The organism is Bacteroides sp. M10 (genome assembly GCF_014334015.1).
Classification (GTDB): Bacteria; Bacteroidota; Bacteroidia; order Bacteroidales; family Bacteroidaceae; genus Bacteroides; species Bacteroides intestinigallinarum.
On the sequence record NZ_CP060488.1, the window covers coordinates 2,004,437 to 2,029,023 of the forward strand.

Annotated in this window: 17 protein-coding genes and 1 tRNA gene; 7 read left to right on the plus strand and 11 right to left on the minus strand. The window is 42.3% G+C overall.

Annotation, left to right across the window (positions count from 1 at the left end):
• Nucleotides 1–81: 81 nt before the first annotated feature.
• A complete protein-coding gene (locus H8796_RS07200) occupies nt 82–2,451 on the minus strand; it encodes a TonB-dependent receptor (protein ID WP_117932405.1) in 2,370 nt (789 codons plus the stop codon).
• A 242-nt stretch (nt 2,452–2,693) separates the two neighbouring features.
• Here H8796_RS07200 and H8796_RS07205 point away from each other — a divergent pair, with 242 nt between their 5' ends.
• The 4 genes from H8796_RS07205 to H8796_RS07220 all read left to right on the plus strand — a co-directional run bounded on the left by H8796_RS07205 (nt 2,694) and on the right by H8796_RS07220 (nt 10,472).
• On the plus strand, nt 2,694–5,522 hold the full coding sequence (locus H8796_RS07205) for a two-component regulator propeller domain-containing protein (protein ID WP_117932403.1): 2,829 nt from the start codon (nt 2,694–2,696) through the stop codon (nt 5,520–5,522).
• Between the two features lie 331 nt (nt 5,523–5,853).
• Nucleotides 5,854–8,058 (plus strand): sodium-translocating pyrophosphatase, encoded by a 2,205-nt coding sequence (locus H8796_RS07210; protein WP_008998147.1) that lies wholly within the window; start codon nt 5,854–5,856, stop codon nt 8,056–8,058.
• Nucleotides 8,059–8,147: 89 nt separating this feature from the next.
• The gene (locus tag H8796_RS07215) at nt 8,148–8,750 is read left to right on the plus strand and encodes a ribonuclease HII (RefSeq protein WP_008998146.1); all 603 of its coding nucleotides are present in this window, start codon (nt 8,148–8,150) and stop codon (nt 8,748–8,750) included.
• Nucleotides 8,751–8,930: 180 nt separating this feature from the next.
• On the plus strand, nt 8,931–10,472 hold the full coding sequence (locus tag H8796_RS07220) for a DUF5723 family protein (protein WP_117932401.1): 1,542 nt from the start codon (nt 8,931–8,933) through the stop codon (nt 10,470–10,472).
• Between the two features lie 128 nt (nt 10,473–10,600).
• Here the strand turns inward: H8796_RS07220 and H8796_RS07225 are convergent, their stop codons facing one another.
• Both H8796_RS07225 and H8796_RS07230 read right to left on the minus strand, forming a co-directional pair.
• Nucleotides 10,601–11,530, minus strand: a complete 930-nt coding sequence (locus tag H8796_RS07225) for a magnesium transporter CorA family protein (RefSeq protein WP_008649186.1) — start codon at nt 11,528–11,530, stop codon at nt 10,601–10,603.
• 230 nt (nt 11,531–11,760) lie between these two features.
• Nucleotides 11,761–14,220 carry a TlpA disulfide reductase family protein gene (locus tag H8796_RS07230; RefSeq protein ID WP_117610771.1) on the minus strand — a complete coding sequence of 820 codons (2,460 nt, stop codon included), beginning with the start codon at nt 14,218–14,220 and terminating at the stop codon, nt 11,761–11,763.
• Nucleotides 14,221–14,392: 172 nt separating this feature from the next.
• On the opposite strand from H8796_RS07230, the gene gpmI reads away from it, so the two are divergent.
• The 3 genes from gpmI to H8796_RS07245 are packed head-to-tail and all read left to right on the plus strand — an operon-like array spanning nt 14,393 to nt 16,927.
• Nucleotides 14,393–15,907, plus strand: a complete 1,515-nt coding sequence (gpmI, locus tag H8796_RS07235; protein WP_117610772.1) for a 2,3-bisphosphoglycerate-independent phosphoglycerate mutase — start codon at nt 14,393–14,395, stop codon at nt 15,905–15,907.
• A 24-nt stretch (nt 15,908–15,931) separates the two neighbouring features.
• Entirely contained in the window at nt 15,932–16,297 is a 366-nt protein-coding gene (locus tag H8796_RS07240; protein ID WP_117610773.1) for a four helix bundle protein, read from the plus strand.
• A gap of 48 nt (nt 16,298–16,345) precedes the next feature.
• A complete protein-coding gene (locus H8796_RS07245) occupies nt 16,346–16,927 on the plus strand; it encodes a DUF3109 family protein (RefSeq protein ID WP_117610774.1) in 582 nt (193 codons plus the stop codon).
• Here the strand turns inward: H8796_RS07245 and H8796_RS07250 are convergent.
• The 8 genes from H8796_RS07250 to H8796_RS07285 form a co-directional block, all read right to left on the minus strand.
• Nucleotides 16,924–17,133, minus strand: a complete 210-nt coding sequence (locus H8796_RS07250; protein ID WP_004298238.1) for a hypothetical protein — start codon at nt 17,131–17,133, stop codon at nt 16,924–16,926. The two genes, H8796_RS07245 and H8796_RS07250, sit on opposite strands and share 4 nt — an antisense overlap.
• A gap of 210 nt (nt 17,134–17,343) precedes the next feature.
• The gene (gene gyrB / locus H8796_RS07255; protein ID WP_117610775.1) at nt 17,344–19,302 is read right to left on the minus strand and encodes a DNA topoisomerase (ATP-hydrolyzing) subunit B; all 1,959 of its coding nucleotides are present in this window, start codon (nt 19,300–19,302) and stop codon (nt 17,344–17,346) included.
• A 198-nt stretch (nt 19,303–19,500) separates the two neighbouring features.
• Entirely contained in the window at nt 19,501–19,755 is a 255-nt protein-coding gene (gene rpsT / locus H8796_RS07260) for a 30S ribosomal protein S20 (RefSeq protein WP_004298235.1), read from the minus strand.
• A 42-nt stretch (nt 19,756–19,797) separates the two neighbouring features.
• Nucleotides 19,798–19,869 (minus strand) — tRNA-Glu (locus H8796_RS07265).
• A 531-nt stretch (nt 19,870–20,400) separates the two neighbouring features.
• Nucleotides 20,401–21,375 carry a FimB/Mfa2 family fimbrial subunit gene (locus tag H8796_RS07270; protein WP_117932397.1) on the minus strand — a complete coding sequence of 325 codons (975 nt, stop codon included), beginning with the start codon at nt 21,373–21,375 and terminating at the stop codon, nt 20,401–20,403.
• Nucleotides 21,376–21,406: 31 nt separating this feature from the next.
• Complete coding sequence (locus tag H8796_RS07275; RefSeq protein WP_117932395.1) at nt 21,407–22,900, minus strand: Mfa1 family fimbria major subunit; 1,494 nt, start codon at nt 22,898–22,900, stop codon at nt 21,407–21,409.
• A gap of 24 nt (nt 22,901–22,924) precedes the next feature.
• On the minus strand, nt 22,925–24,340 hold the full coding sequence (locus H8796_RS07280) for a DUF3868 domain-containing protein (protein WP_117932536.1): 1,416 nt from the start codon (nt 24,338–24,340) through the stop codon (nt 22,925–22,927).
• A gap of 48 nt (nt 24,341–24,388) precedes the next feature.
• Entirely contained in the window at nt 24,389–24,580 is a 192-nt protein-coding gene (locus H8796_RS07285; RefSeq protein ID WP_158570829.1) for a hypothetical protein, read from the minus strand.
• Between the last annotated feature and the right edge of the window lie 7 nt (nt 24,581–24,587).

Genomic DNA, 24,587 nt, shown 5'->3' on the forward strand with positions numbered 1-24,587 from the left:
GTTTTTTAATAATTAATTAGGTATTAGTTAGTTTGTGGGCATAGAATGCCGCAAAGATAATTATAATTCGTCAGGAATGAACTAGAATTTAATGCTTGCGCTAAATTCTACGGTAAATGGGCGTAAATAATTTCCACTCATATAGTTGCCGGCATACTGGGCAGCTTCTTCTTTGGTAATCAGTTCCGAACCGTTGATGGTTCCGCTGGCCCCCTTCTGATTCAGGAAGTTGATGACTGTTGCCCCTAAAGAAAGATGCTTGTTTACGTTCCAGTTGATCCCCCCGAAAGTTTCCCAGCGACCGTTGAAATAGAGGGCTTCCTGGAGATTGGCGTAAGTCTTGCCGAAATAGCGGAAACTAAGCCAAAGACGTAAGTCCTTCGTGATATTATAGCTTGGGTCGAGTTCGACAAGAATCTGCGGAATCTCTTTTACAATCATCCCATTGGCGTTGACAGACATTTCCGAACCGTCGTTGAATGTGACGCTTGCATTATAGTTCTTGTAAACAGGTTTCTGATACGTGAACAGAGCGTGCAGGTGAAAACCTTTGAACGGGTCGATTTCGGCAGATGTGGTCCATCCCAGTGTTTTGATATTATAAATAAGCAATACGGTCTTTCCTTCTTCCGTTCCCGGTTTCGTCAGGTTTTGCTGGTCAATATTATTAGATTTAGAGATATAGGTAACCATAGAGGTGAGGTTGATCCACTTGTTCTTGTAGAACAAACCGCCACGGATTAACGGTATGGTGACACGTTTGTATTGCTCTTCCGTAGGACCTGTTCCGGCATATTCGTTGATACGTGGGAAGCGGGTGGCTACTGTTCCGTCGGCAGTCAGGCCGAATTGTCCGGTTACGTTGTAAGTGGCGCGGAGCGTGGCGGCATAGTTCAGTTTATCCTTTACCAGTTTGGCGGGATGAATGCTGCGTTGTGTGGCAATGATATTTCCTGTTTCTTCCTCTTTGCTATAAGTGGTAAAGTCGCCGATGTGGAAACCCGGGAAACGGGAAGCGGATATTTGATCGGCACTCATCCGGTAATATTCCAGGCGTCCGCCATAATAGATATTGAATTGGGGAGTTACTTGCCAGTTGTCTGTAAAGTAAAGGGCGAGTTTGTTCTCATATCCCTTTGTATATTCGGGACTAAGTTCGTTGTACCCGTATGTTTGTACGCGCTGACCGGTCAGGGTGGGGTCCAGAGAACTTGTAGTTGTAGAAGTCAGCAACTGTGGATAGTTCTGTACGGTAGCCATCCATTGCAGAGAAGAGGAATAATAATCAAGATGGTAATACCATTCGTTCACTCCCAGACGCAGATCATGGTTGCCAAAGGTCTTGTTCAACTCGGAAGTGATTAGGAAGTTTTTCACTTTGCCTACGTGCAACCAGGTGCGGCGACCTTCTGCGAGTCCTTCATACGGATCACCGTTTGATAACGTAAAACCATCGTTGGCGGTTACTTCGCTGATGGTGCTGCCTCCGAAGTCGACATAGTTGGCACGTGGAGCATCCATATATTTCAGATTGAATTTCCATAGCAGATCGTTCCTAAAAAGATAATCGGAGATTAATGCAATCTCATTGGCACGGTTTTCAGAACCATCGCTCAAGTTCCATGTTTTTATCTTTCCGTCTCTTACGTCCATGTATGGGAAAGAACCGTTCTGCGGAACATAAGAATTTGTCCCCAGTTTGAAACCGTCTATCTCTTTAACCGAGCCGTCGCCGACATAGATAAAAGGAGCTGCATTGGCATAGCTGGCCGGATTTTCACTGCGGGAGTGTTTGTAGAGCAAAGATATTTTGCCGCGTCCGTTGTTGAAGAGACGGGTCAGGCCGGCATGATAAATCTCTGTGCGGTCTGCATAGTTCGTAAATTTCAGATCGAAACTTCCCGGGTCGAAGTTCTGGTAGATGCTTGCCGTGTAAAGCCATTGGTCATTGATGGCTCCTGAAACATTGAAATCGAAGTTCTGCATACCGAAATGATTGGTGCGGTAGTTTAATATACCTTGGAAATCCTTTTGTCCCAGTTTGCTGAATGAGTTGACGGAGTAAGCAATATTACCGGTCGTGATGGCCGACTCGGAAGGAGATAAAAGTCCTACTTCTCCCAGGCTGCTGTCGCTGCGCCAATGGGCGGCAAGTTTGTGAACGGTAGAGGAATATACGGCAGGAAGTCCATTCTCATAGACATTAACGTCCTCGCTGGGAAGTCCGATTTGAATTTCGCGGGGTTTGTTGGCATCAGAAGCATTCAGCATCACATTGCGTTCGCCTTCTTCTGATTCTTTTTTAGTAGAGTTGGCAGGAATCGTATCCTGCTTCATTTCGATTCGGTTCGTCTTTTTCTTGTTCACCTGAATGTTCGCTGCATTCCCGTTGGAAGGAATCAGTTGCAACAGGGTTGCTAGAGTAAGGCAACTAAAGGTTACTTTTTTCATCACTTGTATTCATTTAAAGATTTGGAAGTTCACATCGGTTGTGTCATTTTGACGAAGGCAAAGATAGGAGGAGGAGAAACAAGTGGCTATACTCTTTTTTGTCAAGATGTGCAAGAGATGTTTCAAGTGTGCGATAGCCCTTTGCAGTGCGACATTTATTGCCATCCGTGCAACAAATGTTTCATCCTTCCTATGCATTTAGCGTAAAAAAAACTATATTTGTCGCTATCTAATATCTGTGTATGAAAAGGAAATTGCTGCTTTTTCTCCTTTCTATTTGTTTTTTCCTTCCGGATTTTGCCGCGACGGGACAGTATAACTTTATCCGTGTAGATGGAGGAAGCGGTCTTTCGAACAGTCATGTCAAGTCCATTATTCAAGATAGTTACGGTTTTATCTGGCTGGGTACGCGCAACGGTCTTAATCGTTATGACGGCGTGTCGATGAAGCTTTATAACTGCTATGACGAAACTTTGCAGCATGGCAATCAGGTCATATCCGCTCTTTTTGAGGATAATCACCGTCAATTATGGGTAGGTACGGATGATGGTGTTTATATTCAGGAGCTTGCTACCGGGAAGTTTTCGTTCTTTGATGCCCGCACAGAGAACGGAGAACAAATCAGATACAACTGGATTGAAGATATTCTGGCAGATCATTCGGGAAATATCTGGGTGAATGCACCGAATCAGGGAGTTTTCCGCTATCAGGTGGAGACGGGTAAACTGTTCCGCTATATTCCCTGTCCCAGTAAGGATAAAAGCAAGGACTTTCCGCAGTCTATCTGTGTAGATAAAGAAGGTACGGTCTGGGTGGGTACGTATGGAGCGGGAATCTACCGTTACAGTCCGGAGCAGGATAAGTTTGTGCCCTATGCAACAGAAGCACTTAAAGGGGATTTCATCTTTACTCTGTGTGATTATGGCGATGAGCTGATTGTCGGAGTGCATGAAGAGGAACTGAAACGGTTCAACAAAAAGACCGGAGAAGTGAGTATATTCCCTGCACCCGAAGTACATCGAAAAATTATCCGCTACGCTGTTTGCTTCGGAGACGAGCTGTGGGTGGGTACGCAGAATGGCGTTTATGTGATTAATGAGAAACACAACAGTGTGCAACATATTCCTGCCGATGCCGGAGGAAAGTATGGGCTTGGAGATGCTATCGTCGATAAGATTTATCGTGATCGTGAAGGGGGAACCTGGATCTGTACGCAATTTGGAGGAGCCAGCTATCTGCCTGTACGTACGCTCGATTTTTCGGTTTATCTTCCGGGAGCGCCCGGTACAGTCAGCGGACGACGCATCAGTGAATTGGCGGAAGGAAAAGACGGAGTGGTGTGGGTCAGTACGCAGGATGGCGGTGTTTGCTACTGGAATCCGGGAACACAGACTTTCACTAAAATTCCCCAGTCGCCTGACCGTCAGAATGTATTAAGCCTGTTCGCTTCGGATGATTTGGTTGGTGCAGGTTACTTTAAAGGGGGCATCGACCTGATTGTTTCTCAAGATCAGGTTCAGACGTTCTATCCCGCACAACTTGGTATCAGTGAAGGTTCCGTGTTTGCCCTTTACCGCGATCGTGGGGGAGCAATCTGGTTGGGTGATGGCTGGAACATCTTTCGTTCGGCCGACAAAGGACGGACTTTTGAGAAAATGGAGCAATTCGGGTATGCTTATATGCGTGATATTCTCGAAGATAAATCCGGCAATATATGGGTGGCAACGATGGGCAGTGGAATATTCCGGTATCATCCGCAGACAAATCAGATGGTCAGCTATAAATGTATACCGGAGGACAGCACTTCTATCGGAACAAATGAAGTGACAGGTATTTCGGAGGATAGTAAAGGCTTTATCTGGTTTTCTACAGACCGGGGTGGATTGTTGCGTTTTAACCCCGAAACCGGAAGATTCCGGACATACACCAAAGCGGACGGGCTTCCGGACAACGTAACATATAAAGTCGTGGAAGACCGGCAACATCGTATCTGGTTCGGAACAGACCGTGGGCTGGTTTGTCTTCATCCGGAAACAGACAGCCTGCAAGTTTTCAACCGAAATGACGGGTTACCTGATAACCAGTTTAACTATAAATCGGCCTTGGCTGCCTCTGATGGTACTATTTGGATGGGAACTATCAATGGATTGGTCTCTTTTAATCCACAAATTGTCCACCCGAATACTTTTGTGCCTCCAGTCTATATCACCGGAATGTACGTGCAGGGACGTGAAACTCCTTTCACGGCGGATGGTGTGCAACTGCCTTACCGTTCTAACGTCAGCTTTGATTTTGTTGCTTTAAGTTATACCTCACCAAGTGCAAATCGTTATGCCTACAAAATGGAAGGGATAGATAATGACTGGAATTATACATCTGATGTGCATACAGCGTCTTATGCCCAGCTCCCGCCGGGAGACTACCTGTTCCGTGTGCGGGGTAGTAATAATAATGGTGTCTGGAATCAGGAAGAAGCTACTTTATCAGTGCGTATTCTTCCACCTTGGTGGCGTACAGTGTGGGCTTACCTTATCTATATCATTGTAGTGTCCGGCAGCTTTGTCTTGACTCTTCGCGCCTATCGCCGCCGGGAAGTACAAAAGATCCGTGAGCAGCAATTATTGGCAGAACTGGCGCGTGAGCGTGAATCCCATCGTACGCATGAGATGTTTATTAATCAGATCACTTACGGAGCTTGTACTCCGCAAGGGGGTGCGATGTCACGAGCTGATGAACAACTGATGTCCCAACTGATAGCCAAAGTGCGTGAGAATCTTTCCGACGCCAATTATAATGTGGAAGCATTGGCTGCAGCCATGAATATGTCCCGCTCCAGCCTGCATCGTAAGATTAAGGCGCTGACCGATCTTTCTTCACTCGACTTTATCCGTATCATCCGATTAAAACGTGCGGCAGAACTATTGCAGGAGGGAGAATTGCGCATCAACGAAATCTCTGACAGAGTAGGTTTCCAGTCGCCTTCTTACTTCGCAAAGATATTTCAGAAGCAATTCGGAGTTACTCCTACAGAGTTTGCCCAACAAAATAAGCAGAGAATGGCAGAGGATTAGTAACTATAGACTATTATTCGTTATTTTATCATGGGGTGGTGAACAGGTTTTAGCTCCTTTCCGGCACAGAAATGAGCCGAAATATAATCTCTTAATTCTCTAGTAAATGCTCGCTGGGATTATATTTCAGCTTATTTTTTTATGACTTGACTTATTTCAAAACCGTATAGAAATGAGGGAATGAAGTAAATAACTACAGTGTGCCCATTTTGTTTAAAGAGATGTATAAAAGATAGAATAATTCAGCTTTATAAATTCTTTCTTTTTTACTTGCTTATTTCATTTGATTTCCATACTTTTAGCCTCCGTAAACCCTTTAAAAATTGATCCTATGGACAACATTCTTTTCTGGCTGGTTCCAGTCGCTTCCGTGTTAGCCCTCTGCTTTGCTTATTACTTTCATAAGCAAATGATGAAAGAGAGCGAAGGTACACCCCAAATGATAAAGATAGCTGCTGCTGTGCGCAAAGGAGCTATGTCTTATCTGAAACAGCAATACAAAATAGTAGGCTGGGTATTCTTGGGGTTGGTTATTTTGTTTTCAATTATGGCCTACGGCTTTCATGTACAGAACGCATGGGTTCCCATTGCTTTTCTTACAGGCGGATTTTTCTCCGGGCTTTCCGGATTTTTAGGGATGAAGACGGCGACTTATGCGTCGGCTCGTACCGCTAATGCCGCCCGTAATTCTCTGAATGCAGGGTTGAGGATTGCTTTCCGAAGCGGCGCGGTGATGGGATTAGTTGTAGTTGGCCTGGGATTGCTCGATATATCTTTCTGGTATCTGTTGTTGAATGCAGTCATTCCTGCTGATGCGCTGACACCTACTCATAAACTCTGTGTGATTACTACTACCATGCTGACTTTCGGTATGGGTGCTTCTACACAAGCACTCTTTGCCCGTGTAGGTGGCGGTATCTATACGAAGGCAGCTGATGTTGGAGCCGACTTGGTAGGTAAAGTAGAAGCCGGAATTCCGGAAGATGACCCTCGTAATCCTGCTACTATTGCCGATAATGTAGGTGACAATGTAGGTGACGTGGCCGGTATGGGAGCCGATTTATATGAATCTTACTGTGGCTCGATTTTGGCAACAGCTGCACTGGGTGCTGCTGCTTTTATCCATTCGGCAGATACAGTGATGCAATTCAAGGCAGTTATTGCTCCGATGTTGATTGCAGCTGTTGGCATTATCCTTTCTATTATAGGGATATTCGCTGTCCGTACTAAAGAGAATGCGACCATGAAAGACTTGCTCGGTTCATTGGCTTTCGGTACGAACCTTAGTTCCGTGCTTATTGTTGCAGCTACATTCTTAATCCTGTGGCTCTTGCAACTAGATAACTGGATTTGGATTTCTTGTGCCGTAGTAGTCGGACTGGTAGTAGGTATTATCATCGGACGTTCTACGGAATATTATACTTCTCAATCTTATCGTCCTACCCAGAAACTAAGTGAAAGCGGTAAGACTGGCCCTGCTACCGTCATTATTTCCGGTATTGGTTTGGGTATGCTTTCTACAGCTATTCCTGTAGTTGCAGTAGTGATTGGTATCATTGCCTCCTATCTGTTGGCTTCCGCAGGTGATTTCGGTAATGTAGGCATGGGATTGTATGGCATCGGTATTGCAGCTGTTGGTATGCTTTCTACCTTAGGTATCACATTGGCAACGGATGCTTACGGTCCGATTGCGGATAATGCGGGAGGTAATGCGGAAATGTCTGGTCTGGGTGCTGAAGTTCGCAAACGTACTGATGCGCTCGATTCATTGGGTAACACAACTGCCGCCACAGGAAAAGGTTTTGCAATCGGTTCCGCTGCACTGACAGGTCTGGCTTTGCTGGCTTCTTATATTGAAGAAATCCGAATCGGTCTGACACGTCTTGGTAATGTGGACCTGACTTTTGCAGATGGAAGTTCTATCAGCGTAGCAAATGCCACTTTTATCGACTTCATGGATTATTACGAAGTACACTTGATGAATCCGAAAGTACTTTCGGGCATGTTCCTCGGTTCAATGATGGCTTTCCTGTTTTGTGGTTTGACAATGAATGCAGTAGGGCGTGCGGCAGGACACATGGTTGACGAAGTGCGCCGCCAGTTCCGTGACATAAAGGGTATTCTGACTGGAGAAGCCGAGCCGGATTACGAACGTTGTGTTGAAATATCGACAAAGGGTGCGCAGCGTGAGATGGTTATTCCTTCCTTGATTGCTATTGTTGCTCCAATTCTTACAGGATTTATCTTTGGCGTTCCCGGCGTACTCGGTCTGCTGATTGGTGGCTTGAGCAGTGGTTTCGTGTTGGCTATCTTTATGGCTAACGCCGGAGGTGCATGGGATAATGCAAAGAAATATGTGGAAGAAGGTAACTTTGGTGGAAAAGGCGGTGAAGTGCATAAAGCAACCGTAGTAGGAGATACAGTAGGTGATCCGTTTAAAGATACCTCCGGTCCGAGCTTGAATATTTTGATAAAGCTTATGAGCATGGTCGCCATTGTGATGGCAGGACTGACTGTTGCCTGGAGTTTATTCTAAAAAAGCAGAAGAGAAATAAGAAAAAGGAGACAAAACAAGTCTCCTTTTTTAATTTGAATTACCTTTGTATCAAAATAGAAGCGATAAATATGTTATTACCTTATTTGAACGAGAATCTGATTGAGGCCGGATGTGATGAGGCCGGTCGTGGGTGTTTGGCGGGAGCGGTATATGCTGCTGCGGTTATTCTTCCGAAGGATTTTAAGAATGAACTGTTGAATGATTCCAAACAACTGACGGAAAAGCAACGTTATGCATTACGTGAGGTAATAGAGAAAGAAGCGATTGCTTGGGCGGTTGGCATTGTGTCACCGGAAGAAATTGATGAAATAAATATCCTGCGGGCTTCTTTTCTGGCGATGCATCGTGCAGTGGATCAGTTGTCCACCCGTCCCCAACATTTACTGATCGACGGTAATCGTTTCACTAAATACCCCGGTGTTCCCCATACTACAGTAGTGAAAGGAGACGGGAAATATCTTTCGATAGCAGCAGCTTCAATTTTAGCCAAAACATATCGAGACGATTATATGAACCGTCTTCACGAAGAATTTCCATATTATGACTGGGACCACAATAAAGGTTATCCAACTAAAAAACATCGTGCCGCCATTGCCGAACGTGGCACTACTCCTTACCATCGCATGACGTTCAATCTGTTGGGAGATGGCCAGTTGACTTTGAGCTTCTAAAGTCGCTTTGTTTCATTTTACACACATTTTCTACATTTTTTTGCAGAATAAGCACGATTTTGTTACGGATAACCGTGAAATTGTTCCGTTTAGGCTAAAAAAGTGTTGCCTAGTGCTTTTATTTGTTATTAAAATGCTATATCTTTGCGAACAATAATAAGAATTAAAAAGTTTAAAATCATGGCAACGAACAAGCTATTATGGTCTTCTAAGCTCATTGGGGTATTTTTTATTATGTTGGTTTGCACTCTTTCTGCAAATGCACAGTTTTTACGTACTTCCTATTTCATGGAAGGTACTCACTATCGTCAACAACTGAATCCGGCTTTAACACCGACTAAAGGTTACTTTAACCTTCCGGTGATCGGTGCTGTTAATGCAACGGTTGGTTCTACTTCGTTAGGCTATCAGGATATCATTGACATTATTGATGATGGCGATGATTTCTACACTAAACCGGATTTCATGAACCGTCTGAAAGATAATAATAAGCTGAATGTGAACTTCAGTACAGAAATTTTTTCTGCAGGATGGTATAAAGGAAAAAACTTCTGGTCATTTAATATCGGTCTTCGTACAGATATCGGTGCTAATCTGACAAAGAATATGTTCAATTTCCTGAATCAGATGGAAACAATTGAAGACAATTGGAGAAACAGTAATTATGATATTAGTGGTCAGCAATTGAATATCAATGCTTATACGGAAATTGGTTTAGGACTTTCACGTCAGATTAATAGTCGTTTGACTGTTGGTGCTAGGGTAAAAGCTTTATTAGGTATTGGCAACATGGAACTGAAACTTAATAGAATTGCGATGAGTGCTAATTTGCCTACAGATCAACAAATAAATGAGTGGTCAAGTGATAGCTATTGGTCAGGTACTCCTGCAGAAATTGCTGCAAAAGCTCAAGAATTGAAAGCTAAGTTTGATAATTATCATGCTAACTTAAATGTTGGTGCCGAACTGAAGAGTTCTTTCAAAGGTCTGGAACTAAAAGAAGAAGAAGGTAAAGACTATGTAACTGATTTCGACTTTGACAGTGGTAAATTAGGTATCGCTGGTTATGGCTTCGGTATTGATTTAGGTGCTTCTTATAAAATCTTGGATAACCTGACTGTATCTGCTTCTATTCTCGACTTGGGTTTTATTTCTTGGTCTAAATCAAGTACAAAGATTGCATCTGCTAATCCGGATCCAATTGATCTTAAAGGAAGTACTTATGCAGGCATGATTGATCCAGCTAATCCGCAATCTAGTGTTACAGGTGCGTTGAACCAATTACAAAGCGATGCTGAAAATTATATGGATCTTGTGACACAAGGTGATGTGCTTAACTATGACATGTTGCAACTTGAAGTAGGTGATGCCAAAGAATCTCGTAAATCTCGTCTTGCTTCTACCCTAGTATTAGGTGCAGAATATGGATTCTTCAATAACAAATTAGCAGTAGGTGTATTGTCAACAACTCGTTTTGTACAGCCTGATGCTCTTACAGAATTAACATTCTCTGCAAACTATCGCCCGAAAAGCTGGTTCAATGTAGCACTTAGTTATTCAGCTATCCAGTCAGCGGGTAAATCTTTCGGTCTGGGTCTGAAATTAGGTCCTCTGTTTGTCGGAACTGACTATATGTTCTTAGGCAAGAACTCTAACTCTGTGAACGGATTCGTTGGAGTTTCTATTCCGTTGGGCGGAAGAAAAGCAAGCAAAGAAGGATAAGATATTTTAATTTCTCTCTCTAAACATTCTCTTTTAATTAATTCTCTATAGAATAAAAAACGTATAATTTACAGCTTACCGTCTTAGAATCCTCTAAAGGATCACAGATGGTAAGCTGTTTTTTTGTATTAGAACCATTTTATCTTCCGGAATATCACAAACGCAAGAGTTGACAATCCGATGGAAAATAGTACGATCAAAGAGAAAGCAAAGGGTACCTCTTCCAGATGAATATCCACATTCATACCATAGAAACTGGCAATCAATGTCGGGAGCATCAGGACGATGGACAGACTTGTCATGCGTTTCATGATTGTATTCACGTTATTGGAGATAATGGAGGCAAAAGCATCCATCGTTCCCGTGAGAATGTCACTGTAAATATTCACCGTGTTAAGTGCCTGTTTCAATTCGATAATCACATCTTCCACTAGTTCAGTGTCCAGATAATCCGTATCCTGGAAAATAGTCCTTAATTTTCCTATCATCACTTCATTTCCACGGATGGAAGTATTGAAGTAGACCAATGTTTTCTGCAGTCTCATCAGTCGGAGCAGGTCCTCGTTGCGGATGCTTCGTTCCAGTTCCTTTTCTGCGGCGCTGATGTCTATGTTTATCTGCTTTAGGTATTTCAGGAACCATACGGCAGAAGAATAGATGATCCGGAGGATCAGATCCAGTTTGTTGCGCACAACAATCCCTTTTCGGCGGGTATGCTCGATAAAATCCGGTAATAGATCAGTGTTATGATAACAGACGGACACAATGATTTCATTATTGGTGATGATACCGATTGGTACGGTGCTGAAAGGCAGAGTGCTGTTTTGCGCAATCTGCACAGGGATACGAAGAATGGTCAATAACCAGTTACCTTCCGTATCCGTACGCGGACGTTCGTCCGTATCGGCTATGTCATTAAGAAATGATTCGGGTACGTTGAGAGTTTGAGTTAGAAATTCAAAGTCATCATTATTTGGGCATACTACATTTACCCAGCTGTTAGGAAGCCATTGAGCTTTTTCCACAAAGCCAGCTTCACAATAAAGATACGTTCTCATCTTATTGCCTCCTTTCGTTTGTTTGACACGAGCAGAGGCATCAAGTTTCAATGACTCTGTTCGCTTTAATTAATACTAGTTGTGCACGTTCGCGGGTTTGAATCGTCCATATTTCTATGATTTTAATTTAAAAGCGATGCAAAGGTACGGAAAAATGAAGAGGGTTCCGCCCTTTGTATCGCTTTTTTTGATATTCTTTTATTCGTGCCCTTTATTTAGAGGCTCCGTTACTATTCTGCTTTTCCTTCGAAATGATTATCCAGATATTTCCTGATATTGTAACTGCTTAAACGCTCTTTGGATATGCTACCATCTTTTTCAACAAGTTCATAGTGTGGAATACCATTGAACTGGAATAGTTGACGCAGATAATTGAACTCTGCCTCCGAAACATAATAACAGGCTTCTCCTTTTAGATTCTTCTCTACATATTTTTGGTAATCTTTCTCGGGCGAATCTTTCTGGCTTGTGATATAGATGAATTGAAACTCCGGATGATCTTTATATTTTTTGCGTAAATCGGCAGTTGCCTCTATTCCTGCACGACAAGGGCCACAAGTCGTTGCCCAGAAATCGACAAACAGAACCTTACCTGAATGATTCTTTATGATGTTGCGGAATACTTCAGTCGCTTTTCCTTCAGGCAACTGATAAGATCTCGCCCTATCTTTCGGGTGTGTCTTTTCCAGCACTCGTTCAGCTTCTGCTGCGAGAAACGGTTCGGTAAATATTTGTTTGATGCTATCCACATATTCGTGGGCTATTTGGCTGTCTTTAATATTTCCTAAATCAAAATTAAGACTTCGCACTTTGGCTATTTGCCAAAGCAATGGATTAGGAATAGGATATAATTGGGCAATAATGGAATCTTTCTTGAAATTATATTTCCGGTTCATATTTATGGCACTTCTGTCTTTATCTTGCTGGGATTTTTCCTTTGTTTTCGTTTCCTTTGAGTATAATGTTTCATATTCTTGTACGAGTTTCTGTTCCTTCTCATAGAGTGACGCTATTTTCTTGTTTTCATCGATTACCTCTTTGATAATGATTTTGGCACTAGTTCCGGCCAACTTCTCTTGTTTAAGTCTTATTTTTTCCTGCTCATCGTTCAGTTTCACGCCTTTTTCTTTAAGGAAAGTCAACAGTGATTTTTCTGGATACGTACAGTCGATACTGTCTGATAAAGAAAAAGAAAGACCGGGATACGCTTTTCGGAACAGATCCATATATTCGAAGCGATTGATAAACGTGCTTGCGTTTGTATTTGCAAGTACGGCTATATCATTGAGTGGCATATCTTTCAAGAAACTATAATAGGAATCGTCTTCCTTTACTTTTAGTACCTGATTGGTGCTATCTTGCTTTGCGTAATAATCTCTGCTCATCAAGAAATCAAAAAGCATACTTCCGGCTTGCAAATCTACCTTGTTCTTTATCAGATGAACTGCCTTGAGAGAGGGCTGATAGATTTGGCTTACAGAGTCTGCAACCTGTTTCCATTGTGCAATGATAGGCTTCATGTGCTCCTTGTATTGGTCGGGAGTTAATGTCTTTTGCGATTTCGATAAGTCCTCATAGCGATAGGTAATCAGATTATCAAAGTCTTTCAGGAGGTAGGAGAGAGAGGCGGATGGACCCATATATGCTGTGTTCCTGATAGGGAAGTAATGATCGCGTGCACGGCTGCGTGCCATTACAGCTTCCCAGTCGATATACATGGTGAGAGTTTGTCCGGGTTCAATATAGAATGGAATCCAGTTGTGTCCCAGTACTACCGATGATTCTATCGGATGATTAATGATAAATCGACAGCTAAAACTACCGTTCGGGGCTATCTGGATGACGGTCGGATAATCTTCACGGGTCAGTTCATTTGACAGATAAATAAGACCGGTGTCAAATCCTAAACGAGGATCGTATCCGTTTATATACCCTTGCAGATAAGTTGAATCCTGCCGGAAGAATTGCTTAAAATCAGGTTCTGCAGCAACCTGTGTAATCGGAGTTCTCTCCTTGCTGTACACTAATTCTTCCGCTCCTTTCTGCTGAATCTTACACGTGCCGTCTTTTTGCGGGGTGAATGATAAAGTCATTTCCTCCTGACTCTCTCTATCTTTTAAAGTCATTTCAATCCGCTTTCCTTTTTTTCGGATATTTTCATTGGTGTATATCCGGTTATTCAGAATGCTGATGGAGTCGTAAACTCCATATTGCCATGAACCGGAACCGTCCGTTTTGAACCAATTGCCTTTGATGGTGGCTAGTGGAGAAGAATCTTTCTTCTTTTGCGGAACCAGCGATATGTCATAGATATTGCCTTCGGGGTCAGTAGGATTGAGAAAATGAATGGTCTGTGTTTCTGACGGTAACGGCTCGAAAACCAGCACATAATCCATTGTTCCTGAATCCGGCATATAGACTTCTTTCTTGAGTTCGATGCCTTCAGCACTTTTGAACAGATATTTCTTGCCGGTTGCGGCATCTTCCAGATAGGTATCTCCATCTTCCATGATCCACCAATGCGGGCGGAAGATGGCATGAATATATACTCTTGTATTTTCGGCAGTGCGCTCTATGCGAGTGATGTTGGAAATACTTCCTGATCGGGCTTTGAAAGAAGGATGGTCGATTGTTTGTGCGGATACTATACCCGATAACAAAAGTAAGATACAAAATAAAGTTGTTTTCATAATAATAGTTTTTCGATCAACATATTGAAAGTAATTTTACAAAGTAAGAAAAATATCCGTAGCCTGGTGCACTTCTGCCCTGTAACTTAACATAGATTAAACGTTTACGTAACCATCTTTTTTGTACCTTTGCGCCCGAAAATCAGAGTGATAATTTAAATATTGAAATATTATGAGTAAGAAAGCCCTTTTAATGATCCTCGATGGTTGGGGATTAGGTGACCAAAAGAAAGACGACGTAATCTTCAACACTCCCACTCCTTACTGGGATTATCTGACGACTACTTATCCTCACTCTCAACTTCAGGCAAGTGGTGAAAACGTAGGTTTGCCCGACGGACAGATGGGTAACTCGGAAGTAGGTCACTTGAATATCGGTGCCGGACGCGTAGTTTATCAGGATTTGGTAAAAATCAATCGTGCATGTGCTGACAATAGCATCCTGAAAAATCCTGAAGTCGTTTCTGCTTTCTCTTATGCAAAAGAAAACGGAAAGAGTGTTCACTTTATGGGGCTGACTTCTAATGGTGGCGTACATAGCTCACTCGTTCATCTCTTCAAACTTTGCGATATCGCTAAAGAATATAATATCGACAATACATTTATTCACTGCTTCATGGATGGTCGTGATACTGACCCGAAGAGTGGTAAAGGCTTTATCGAAGAACTTTCTGCACACTGTGAGAAATCAGCAGGCAAGATTGCTTCTATCATCGGCCGTTATTACGCTATGGACCGCGACAAACGTTGGGAACGTGTAAAAGAAGCTTATGACCTGCTTGTAAACGGCATAGGTGAGAAAGCTACCGATATGGTTCAGGCTATGCAGGAGTCTTATAATGCAGGTGTTACAGATGAATTCATCAAACCGATTGTGAATGCCAACTGCGACGGAACAATCAAAGAAGGTGATGTAGTTATCTTCTTCAACTATCGTAATGACCGTGCCAAAGAGTTGACTGTTGTATTGACTCAACAAGATATGCCGGAAGCAGGTATGCACACCATCCCAGGGCTGCAATATTACTGTATGACTCCGTACGATGCTTCTTTCAAGGGCGTTCATATCCTGTTCGACAAAGATAATGTATCTAATACATTAGGCGAATATCTTGCTTCTAAAGGATTGAGCCAACTTCATATCGCTGAAACAGAAAAGTATGCGCACGTAACATTCTTCTTCAATGGTGGACGTGAAACTCCGTTTGACAAAGAAGATCGTATCCTTGTTCCTTCTCCCAAAGTGGCTACTTACGACTTGAAGCCGGAAATGAGCGCTTTCGAAGTAAAAGACAAATTGGTGGCTGCCATCAACGAGAACAAATATGATTTCATCGTAGTGAACTTCGCTAATGGTGACATGGTAGGTCATACCGGTATTTATGAAGCAATCGAGAAAGCTGTTATTGCTGTAGATGCTTGCGTGAAAGATGTAATCGAAGCTGCCAAAGCACAGGATTACGAAGCAATTATCATTGCCGACCATGGTAATGCTGACCACGCTTTGAACGAAGACGGTACTCCTAACACTGCTCACTCTTTGAACCCTGTTCCTTGTGTTTATGTAACAGAGAACAAAGCTGCGAAAGTAGAAAACGGTCGTCTGGCAGATGTTGCTCCGACTATTCTCAAGATTATGGGGCTGGCTGTTCCGGCTGAAATGGACGGAAACGTTTTAATAAATTGAGAGTTGAGAATTAAAAATTAAAAAATGATAGCTAAGAATAATGCTATTCATATTAAATCGTATGCGTTTGCTATTCGTATAGTAAACGCATACAAGTTTTTAGCAGAATCTGAAAAAAAGTTTGTTTTATCAAAACAGTTATTACGCAGTGGAACTGCTATCGGAGCTTTGGTTGCTGAAGCTCATCATGCGCAGAGTGGTGCAGACTTCTTGAATAAAATGAATGTTGCACTGAAAGAAGCAAATGAAACATCTTATTGGCTTTCTTTATTGAAGGATACTCATTATATGAACGAAATAGTCTATCAATCTATTTCTTCAGATTGCAATGAATTGGTTGCGCTTTTAGTTTGCATTGTTAAGTCTATGAAAGATTCACTTAAAAAATAAACCAAAACATTTATTTCTCAATTTTTAATTCTCAATTCTCAATTTAAAATGATACAAATAGGTGATGTAGTAGTGTCTCTTGATGTATTTCAAGAGAAGTTTCTTTGCGATCTGGGTGCCTGCAAGGGTGCTTGTTGCATTGAAGGTGATGCCGGTGCTCCGGTAGAGCTGGATGAGGTGATGGAGTTGGAAGAGGTTTTGCCGGTTATCTGGGACGAACTGGCTCCGGAAGCACGTGCGGTGATTGAAAAGCAAGGGGTGGTATATACGGATCAGGAAGGTGATTTGGTGACTTCTATTGTCAATAATAAGGACTGTGTGTTTACTTGTTATGATGAGAATGGTTGCTGCTATTGCGCGATCGAAAAGGCCTATCGAGAGGGAAAGACTGCCTTCTATAAACCGGTGTCCTGCCATCTTTATCCTATCCGGATTGGAGATTACGGACCTTATAAAGCGGTGAATTATAATCGTTGGGACGTATGCAAAGCAGCGGTTTTGCTGGGAAAAAAAGAGAATCTTCCCGTATATCAGTTTTTAAAAGAGCCTTTAATCCGTAAGTTCGGTGAAGAATGGTACAAAGAATTGGTTACTGTTGCCGAAGAACTGAAAAAGCAACAGTACATTTAAATTCTCTTTCGGTTCTTGCGTATGCAATATACCTGATATAGTAAAATACACAATGCGATAATAATTCCGCATGCCGGTATCATCCATACTTCCGGATGAATAATAATCAAGAAAATACAAGTGGCGATCACGCAGGAAGTCAATACAATAAGAAACAACCTGATCTTTGCAAATAACGGATTAGGAGCAGTAGTTTTCATTTTCATAGTTATGTTTTCTTTGCTTTTTATGCAAGATAGTGATTTTGTATGGAAAACGTTTCTGCTGTTAGCTTTTATTAAGAGATAGGTAGTTGAACTATTCGAACATAAAGCCCCTTTGGGCAAAAGAAAAACGCCGATCGAAGGATGTTCCTTCGCCATCGGCGTTTCCTCGTTGTAAGATGTGAGGTTGGTTTATAAAACGTAATTATTTAATTATGTATCGATATTTGCATACGTTGCATTTTCTTCAATAAACTCGCGGCGTGGTCCTACATCTTCACCCATCAACATAGAGAAGATATAATCGGCTTCAGCAGCGTTGTCAATATTTACTTGTTTCAACATACGGTTTTCGGGGTCCATAGTTGTTTCCCACAACTGCTGTGCGTTCATTTCACCCAAACCTTTGTAACGCTGTGTATGAATTGCATTTTCCGAACCACCGCCGTAAGTGTCGATAAACTTCTGACGCTGTGTATCTGTCCAGCAATACTCTTCTACTTTACCTTTTTTGCAGAGGTAGAGCGGGGGAGTGGCGATATACAAATAGCCATTCTGGATAATCTGTGGCATATAGCGGAAGAAGAACGTCATAATCAGTGTGTCGATGTGAGAACCATCGACGTCGGCATCGGTCATAATGATAATCTTGTGATAGCGTAACTTCTGTATGTTGGCTTCCTTGCTGTCTTCGTCTGTTCCGATAGTCACACCGAGGGCTGTGTAGATATTGCGGATTTCATCACTTTCCAAAGCCTTGTGATACATGGCCTTCTCTACGTTCAGAATCTTACCACGTAATGGGAGGATAGCCTGGAACATACGGTTACGTCCCTGCTTGGCAGTACCACCTGCCGAATCTCCCTCGACGAGGAATAATTCACATTTTGAAGGATCCTTATCCGAACAGTCAGCTAATTTACCCGGCAGACCGCCACCTGACATCGGTGACTTGCGTTGTACCATTTCACGAGCTTTTCTTGCTGCGTGACGTGCGGTAGCTGCGAGAATCACCTTGTCTACAATCGTTTTTGCTTCCTTCGGGTGTTCTTCCAGATAATATGCCAATACTTCACCTACTGCCTGGTCAACAGCACCCATCACTTCGTTGTTACCCAACTTCGTTTTAGTCTGTCCTTCAAACTGCGGTTCAGCTACTTTTACAGAAATAACAGCGGTCAAACCTTCACGGAAGTCATCTCCCGAGATTTCAACCTTCACCTTTTCCAGCATCTTGCTGTCTTCAGCATATTTCTTCAACGTACGGGTCAGTGCACGACGGAAACCTGCCAGGTGTGTACCACCTTCGATGGTGTTGATATTGTTAACGTATGAGTGAACGTTTTCGGAGAATCCGGTATTGTACATGATAGCCACTTCAATAGGAATTCCCTGTTTTTCTGAGTTCAGATAGATAACGTCGTTAATCAAGTGCTCGCGTGAAGACTCGATAAAACGTACAAACTCTCTCAAACCTTCTTCTGAATAAAACTGCTCACCCTTGAAGCTTCCGTCCTCATTCACAACCCGACGGTCAGTCAGGGAGATACGAAGACCGGCGTTCAGATAAGCCAATTCGCGTAGACGTGAAGCCAGAATCTTGTAGTCGTATACCGTTTCAGTAAAGATAGTATCATCCGGCCAGAATTGTTGGCGGGTTCCCGTAATGTCGGCTGTACCGACTTCTTTTACAGAGTAAAGCGGTTTACCGATCTCGTACTCCTGCTGATAGATTTTACCATCACGGAATACTTGCGTAGTCATGTGGGTAGACAGCGCGTTTACGCAAGACATACCTACACCGTGCAAACCTCCGGATACCTTGTAAGAACCCTTGTCGAATTTACCTCCGGCATGCAGTACGGTCATGGCAACTTCCAGTGCCGACTTCTTTTCTTTCTCGTGATAGTCCACCGGAATACCACGTCCGTTGTCCTGTACTGTGATTGAATTGTCTTCGTTGATTGTTACTTCGATATGGTCGCAATAGCCGGCCAATGCTTCGTCGATAGAGTTGTCAACGATTTCGTATACCAAATGGTGAAGTCCCTTGACGCTGATGTCACCAATGTACATCGCAGGGCGTTTTCTTACTGCTTCAAGACCTTCCAATACCTGGATGCTATCCGCAGAATAAGACCCGTTATTGGGAGTGATTTGTTCTTCGCTCATAATTGCCTTTCTAACTTTAATAACAGAGCAAATATAGTGAAAATTGTCGACTTGGCGAAGAATAATCAGTGAAAAATAAAGAATGCGGGTTGATTCTCCGCTTTCTTGATAAGTTTGATATTCAGTTGGTTATAAACAAGAAAGGCCGAACTTAAAAGTTCAGCCTGGATGCTATATAGAATTGTTAAATTCTTATTATTAAGCGAGCTTGTTGATGTAAAGAGCCAACTTAGATTTCAGATTGCTAGCTTTGTTCTTGTGAATGATGTTCACTTTAGCCAACTTATCCAACATCTTTGTAATGCCTGGGTACATTGCAACTGCTTCTGCTTTATCAGTAGTTGCACGAAGCTTTCTAACAGCATTTCTCATGGTCTTGCCATAATATCTGTTGTGAAGTCTTCTTGTCTCTTCTTGTCTGATTCTTTTCAGTGATGATTTATGATTTGCCATCTCGACTAATCTATTTTTTTAGTTCTTTATTCTTTTAACTTGTAGCCCGTGGGGGAATCGAACCCCCCTTTCAAGAATGAAAATCTTGCGTCCTAACCGATAGACGAACGGGCCATCCTGTTGTTGCATTTCTGCATTTTGCTTTCTCGAATCTGTGTTTGTTTCTCGATTGCGGATGCAAAGGTAGGAACTTTTTTGAAACTGACAAATGATTTATAGGATTTTTTTCGTTGAATATGTGTTTTTTTTCAAAGTGACCATTCTTTTATATTGATATTCAATAAAATAGATGGTTTCAGTTTTTATAAAAAAAATTCTCCCCAGTGAAAAATACTGGAAGATGTTCTCTTCCATTTACCTTATTATATTATAATGGAATAAAAAGGCTGCTTATTTTTGTGATTTCTCTTGTAACAAAAAAAAGTGCATTCTCTCCTCGCTTGGACAGAATGCACTAAACACAAACAAAACAAACAATTTTAATAAAACGATATTTTCTTTGAAAAATCGTTTTATTAAGACGCTACATGTAGTGGGAAACATTACATGAGCAGAGGGCAAAAGAGCCCACTAGGGTACTTCGCAGTAGCCTTTGTAAATACATCTCACCTAAATATTGTTTACATACTATTTCGTCACACGTTTTTAAGACTCCAGTTCGGAGTTGTTCAGGCGTATAATCCATCCGTTAACTTGCATTCTTGGGCATATCTGCGGAATTCCGGTATCTGATGGCTGGATAAAGAACAAAAGCGTATATGAGTCCTGACGGTCGAGATACTCCTGGTCACTCATTTCACCTATATCATTGTAGATTTTGGATAACAACAGATATTGAGTGAGTGGGAGACGAAGAATGTTCTGGCCGCTTGGTATATGTTTGATCGATAAGGTTGTCTGATCTCCTTTCATGATACGTAATGTATTTAATCTCGCATGGATGACCGGAGTTTGCTCGGACATTACAGCCACTTCCTTCTGGTATGGAAGATAGTAGACTGGAGTTGTACCGACCGGTGTGTTTGTGTAGTCTATTATTCCGTTGGCAGATTCCAGCGTAAAGGAAAAGTCCTCTTGGCTTAGAGGGGCATTTGCTTCATCTTGAAGAATGCATGAGAAATAATTAGTATCTTTCACTAAATTGGCGGTAATAACCTGATATTTTTGACTAATAGTAATATTTTCAAGGCTACTGTAAAAGAGTGCATTCAGTTTCTTGTTCGGCTGATTCTTATTATCGCATGCCAGTGATATATTCAGGGACCTTCGTTCCGTTTGTCCAGCTTTGAGATTAGGGAGCTGGTACATGTGGTTGGATGTCCCTCCCCATATAAGCAAACGATAAGTTCCTTCGGGAAACGGTACTCTTACCATACAGTAGCCTTGATGTAATGTAATGCTGTCTACGTCCACTCGATCCACATATTTATCATCCTTGTCGAAAGCAAGGATGGTAATGTCGCTTACTTGTGTGGAGGCAGCGTCCACATCTAGTATATTATAGGTATACGAGATTTTCAGCCAAGTCCCGGAAGGGCAGTCTGACAAGTCGTCGTTCACCCAGTTGCAGGATGAGAACAAGGCGATGGCACTGATAATATAGAGTAAAAATGGACGCATTTATAATAAATTTAGTTCGGGTGGCCAATACTTATTCAAGTTCTACATCTTGATTACGTACGGCCCACGGAAAAACATTGAAATTGATGTCTAGTTCGGCTTTATATTCATCCGGCTGATCCGGGTCGATGAAAGGTTCGCCGCTACCGAGTCCTGCAATTTTGTTGACTGACAATCTGTATATATTGTTGCGTACGATACCGAATTCCATGACACCCATTTCCGGAGAATTATTATCAAGGTGTTTGATCCAGTAATTGTAATAACAAGAGTAGTTTTCCGTTTTCTTGAAACGTTTGATACTATATCGAGCTAGCTCTTCTGTTGTCGAGTTGTCAGTGACATCGTCGGGCAAATTATTAAGGACTAGTTTACGGATTGCATCTACGCTGGTATAAAAGTTGTAATTGAAGTAGAACATATTAGTCGGCCAGTTGGACTGATTGCTAACTACATCGCCATTTTCATTGAAAACGCGGTCGGGGGCAATATCCATGTTGGCTTTGAACATAACTCCCGTGCTGTATGCATTCAGTTGGGCGTCAAGGAACATACAGTTTTCCAGGCAGTAGATATGTGACCAACTGTTAGCTTGAGCCATGCCTGCCCAGTTGCCGTCGTTGATATCCAACTGTACTAGAGCTTGTGCAAAGAAACCGTCGGCGTTTGTAAAGTCCCCGGCGTTCTCCACTGTTTTCTTGAAGAAATAAGGATCGATAACATAACCATTGTTGTCGTTGATATCACCGAAGTTTTCATCAGTATATGAATCTGGTTCCTGAAAACTGCTCAGTACTGCTGTATGGCGGAAAGTATAAAACTGGGTTGCCAAGTTCAACATTCTGAAATTGTTCAGTTTGATTGTACAGTAGGTCTTTCCGGATGGGTCTGTTAGTGGGAAAGTTTCTTGTGTTTGAGTCAGTTCAACTTTGGCAACCACGCGTTCAAGACCGATGGATACACTAGTCACTTTATCGGAGTCTGTAGGTTTCTTCACTTCAACGTTCAGATTGGCAGCTCCACGATTGGTCATAACGAAACCGTTTTCGGGTACACTTGGAATTTTTCCTGCACTGTAAGTAACGGCATCAACTGCATTCAGAAAAGCCTCTTGTGTGCTGATATTTCCTGTGATTGCTTTTCCGTTAGCTATGGCAAAGATGTTATAAGTTCCCGGATTTACAGTGATTTTATCGGCGGTGTACTGTATGTTTTGACCGCTCGTAACTGTCCGGTTGATGTTCTTCAGTTCCTGCTGATCTTTGAGCGTTTTTGTGGTCGCGTCAAATAGATAAACAGTGAGACTCTTTACCGCATATTCTTCTTTCGAACCTTCGGTGGTAACGCCGGACGATTCGGCACTTCGACTGGTGGCAACGTTTGGAATCTCGAAGAACAAGGCGAGATTGCCATTTGACTCTGAATGAGTATCATCGGCGATGACAACATCTGCATCATTGATGCAACTGTACTGTGTGACTGCTGCGAATAAAAGCAGTGACATTAATTTACTGAATCTTTTCATTTTACATTTGGTTTTAATGAGTGTTTATTTTAGTGCACGGACTAATTGCAGATTATTATCCGCTTGTGATAGTCCTGCTTTTTGAGCTTGTCTGAATAAGTGCTCTGCTTCCTCATAGTTGTTTTTAAGAAAGCATAGAACTCCTTTTGCTAATATTGTTTCCGGTACTTCCGGAGCTTTTTCCAAATAAGTGGCAGCTGTTTGGACGTCTCTTTGCATCAAGGCTATGCAGGCGGCATTCAGGTTGGCTGTGGGATTATCGGGAAATAGTTGTACGGCAGTCATGAAAATCTGATTATAAGTTTCGCTTCCAGGTGTACTGGCAAGTGCGAGACGAAACATTTCTTCAAGACTCAGATTTTTAGGGTTTGTAGTAAAGACTTTCCGAGATTCTGCAAGAGTAAACGGGCGTACACGATACTCAATAGTGTAGTCGGAATGTCTAAGTAGAGTAAACCAATGCTTCAGGACAAAATCGTAGAATGCAGGGAAGTGCTTTTTTAACTTTTTCTCCTTGCTGTCGGGGTGAATGTCGCTTGTTATGGTTTTTATTATCGCTTCTTTCTCTTGAAAAGTCGTATCACAGAGAAGAGCTTCAAATCCTTCCCAATCTTCGGGAGTATAGTCTGTCTGGATATGCGCTCCGTCGAATGCATATAGCTGATTTACATACTCTTTCACAGATTGAGTACGTTCACGGGCCAACTTCTCATTGAGTCGGTAAGGTCCGTCGGGTGAAGCGTAGCCGTGAATGCTGATGTGTGTGATGGTAACGTTGGTGTCATTTTTAATGGTGTTGATTGTTTCAATAATTTTATTCAGTTCTACTGTATTGTTGCTGTACGTTTCGTATATAGCAGTCACATTGACAGGAAAATCAATAAACGCGCACCCTTTTTCTTCTCTGATTTTCGAGGTTTCCACTTGGGGAGTCAAGAATACGAGTTGTGGAATAGGGGTTGGCTGTGGGTGTAAACGGGCGATACAAGTGAAATTTTCTTCACTCGGAATCCCACAGCCACAGCTTTTCTCAACGAGTGAGAGAGTGGCATGATTCATCCAACTATCGAAAGGTACAGATTGCAGATAATGCATTGTCTGCCGACTTCCGTTTTTTCTTTGCAATGCTTTGACTTCTTTTTCCTTCTTGCCGGCTTCGCGCAAAAATATGATGTGTTGTTTTCGGCTGTTGATATAGATAGCTGGTAATTCCAACCGGTGTTCCAGACTGTCACTGACAACAGGTACCAATGTCATTGATTCATTGGGCAGGAAGTCACGGGTGATTTCTATTTCAATAGAAACCAGTAATTCTTTCCCGGCCTTGTGCAGGCTGGAGGAAGTGGCTCGAACAGTGCCATCATCTCCTGCTACAGGTGTCTGTGCCTGAAGAAAAAGAGATAAGATGGTTGCAATGATAAAAGTTCCTCCTGTTTTCATAATTTTATAACTAAATGACTCCTTATCTGTAACAAAAGCAATCATAACTCACCATGGATAAATTCGTGAGATGATTCCTTGCTGTTGCAATGCTTTCAATATCTTTATGTCCTTTATTGATCTGCTGATGCCTCCATGCCCTAGATAATATACTCTCCATGGGGTAGAACGGCATTGACGTGCTATTCGTATGTAGATACTTCTTCTTCTGGAGAACCAGACTTTCCATAAACTTTTCATCCTGTTT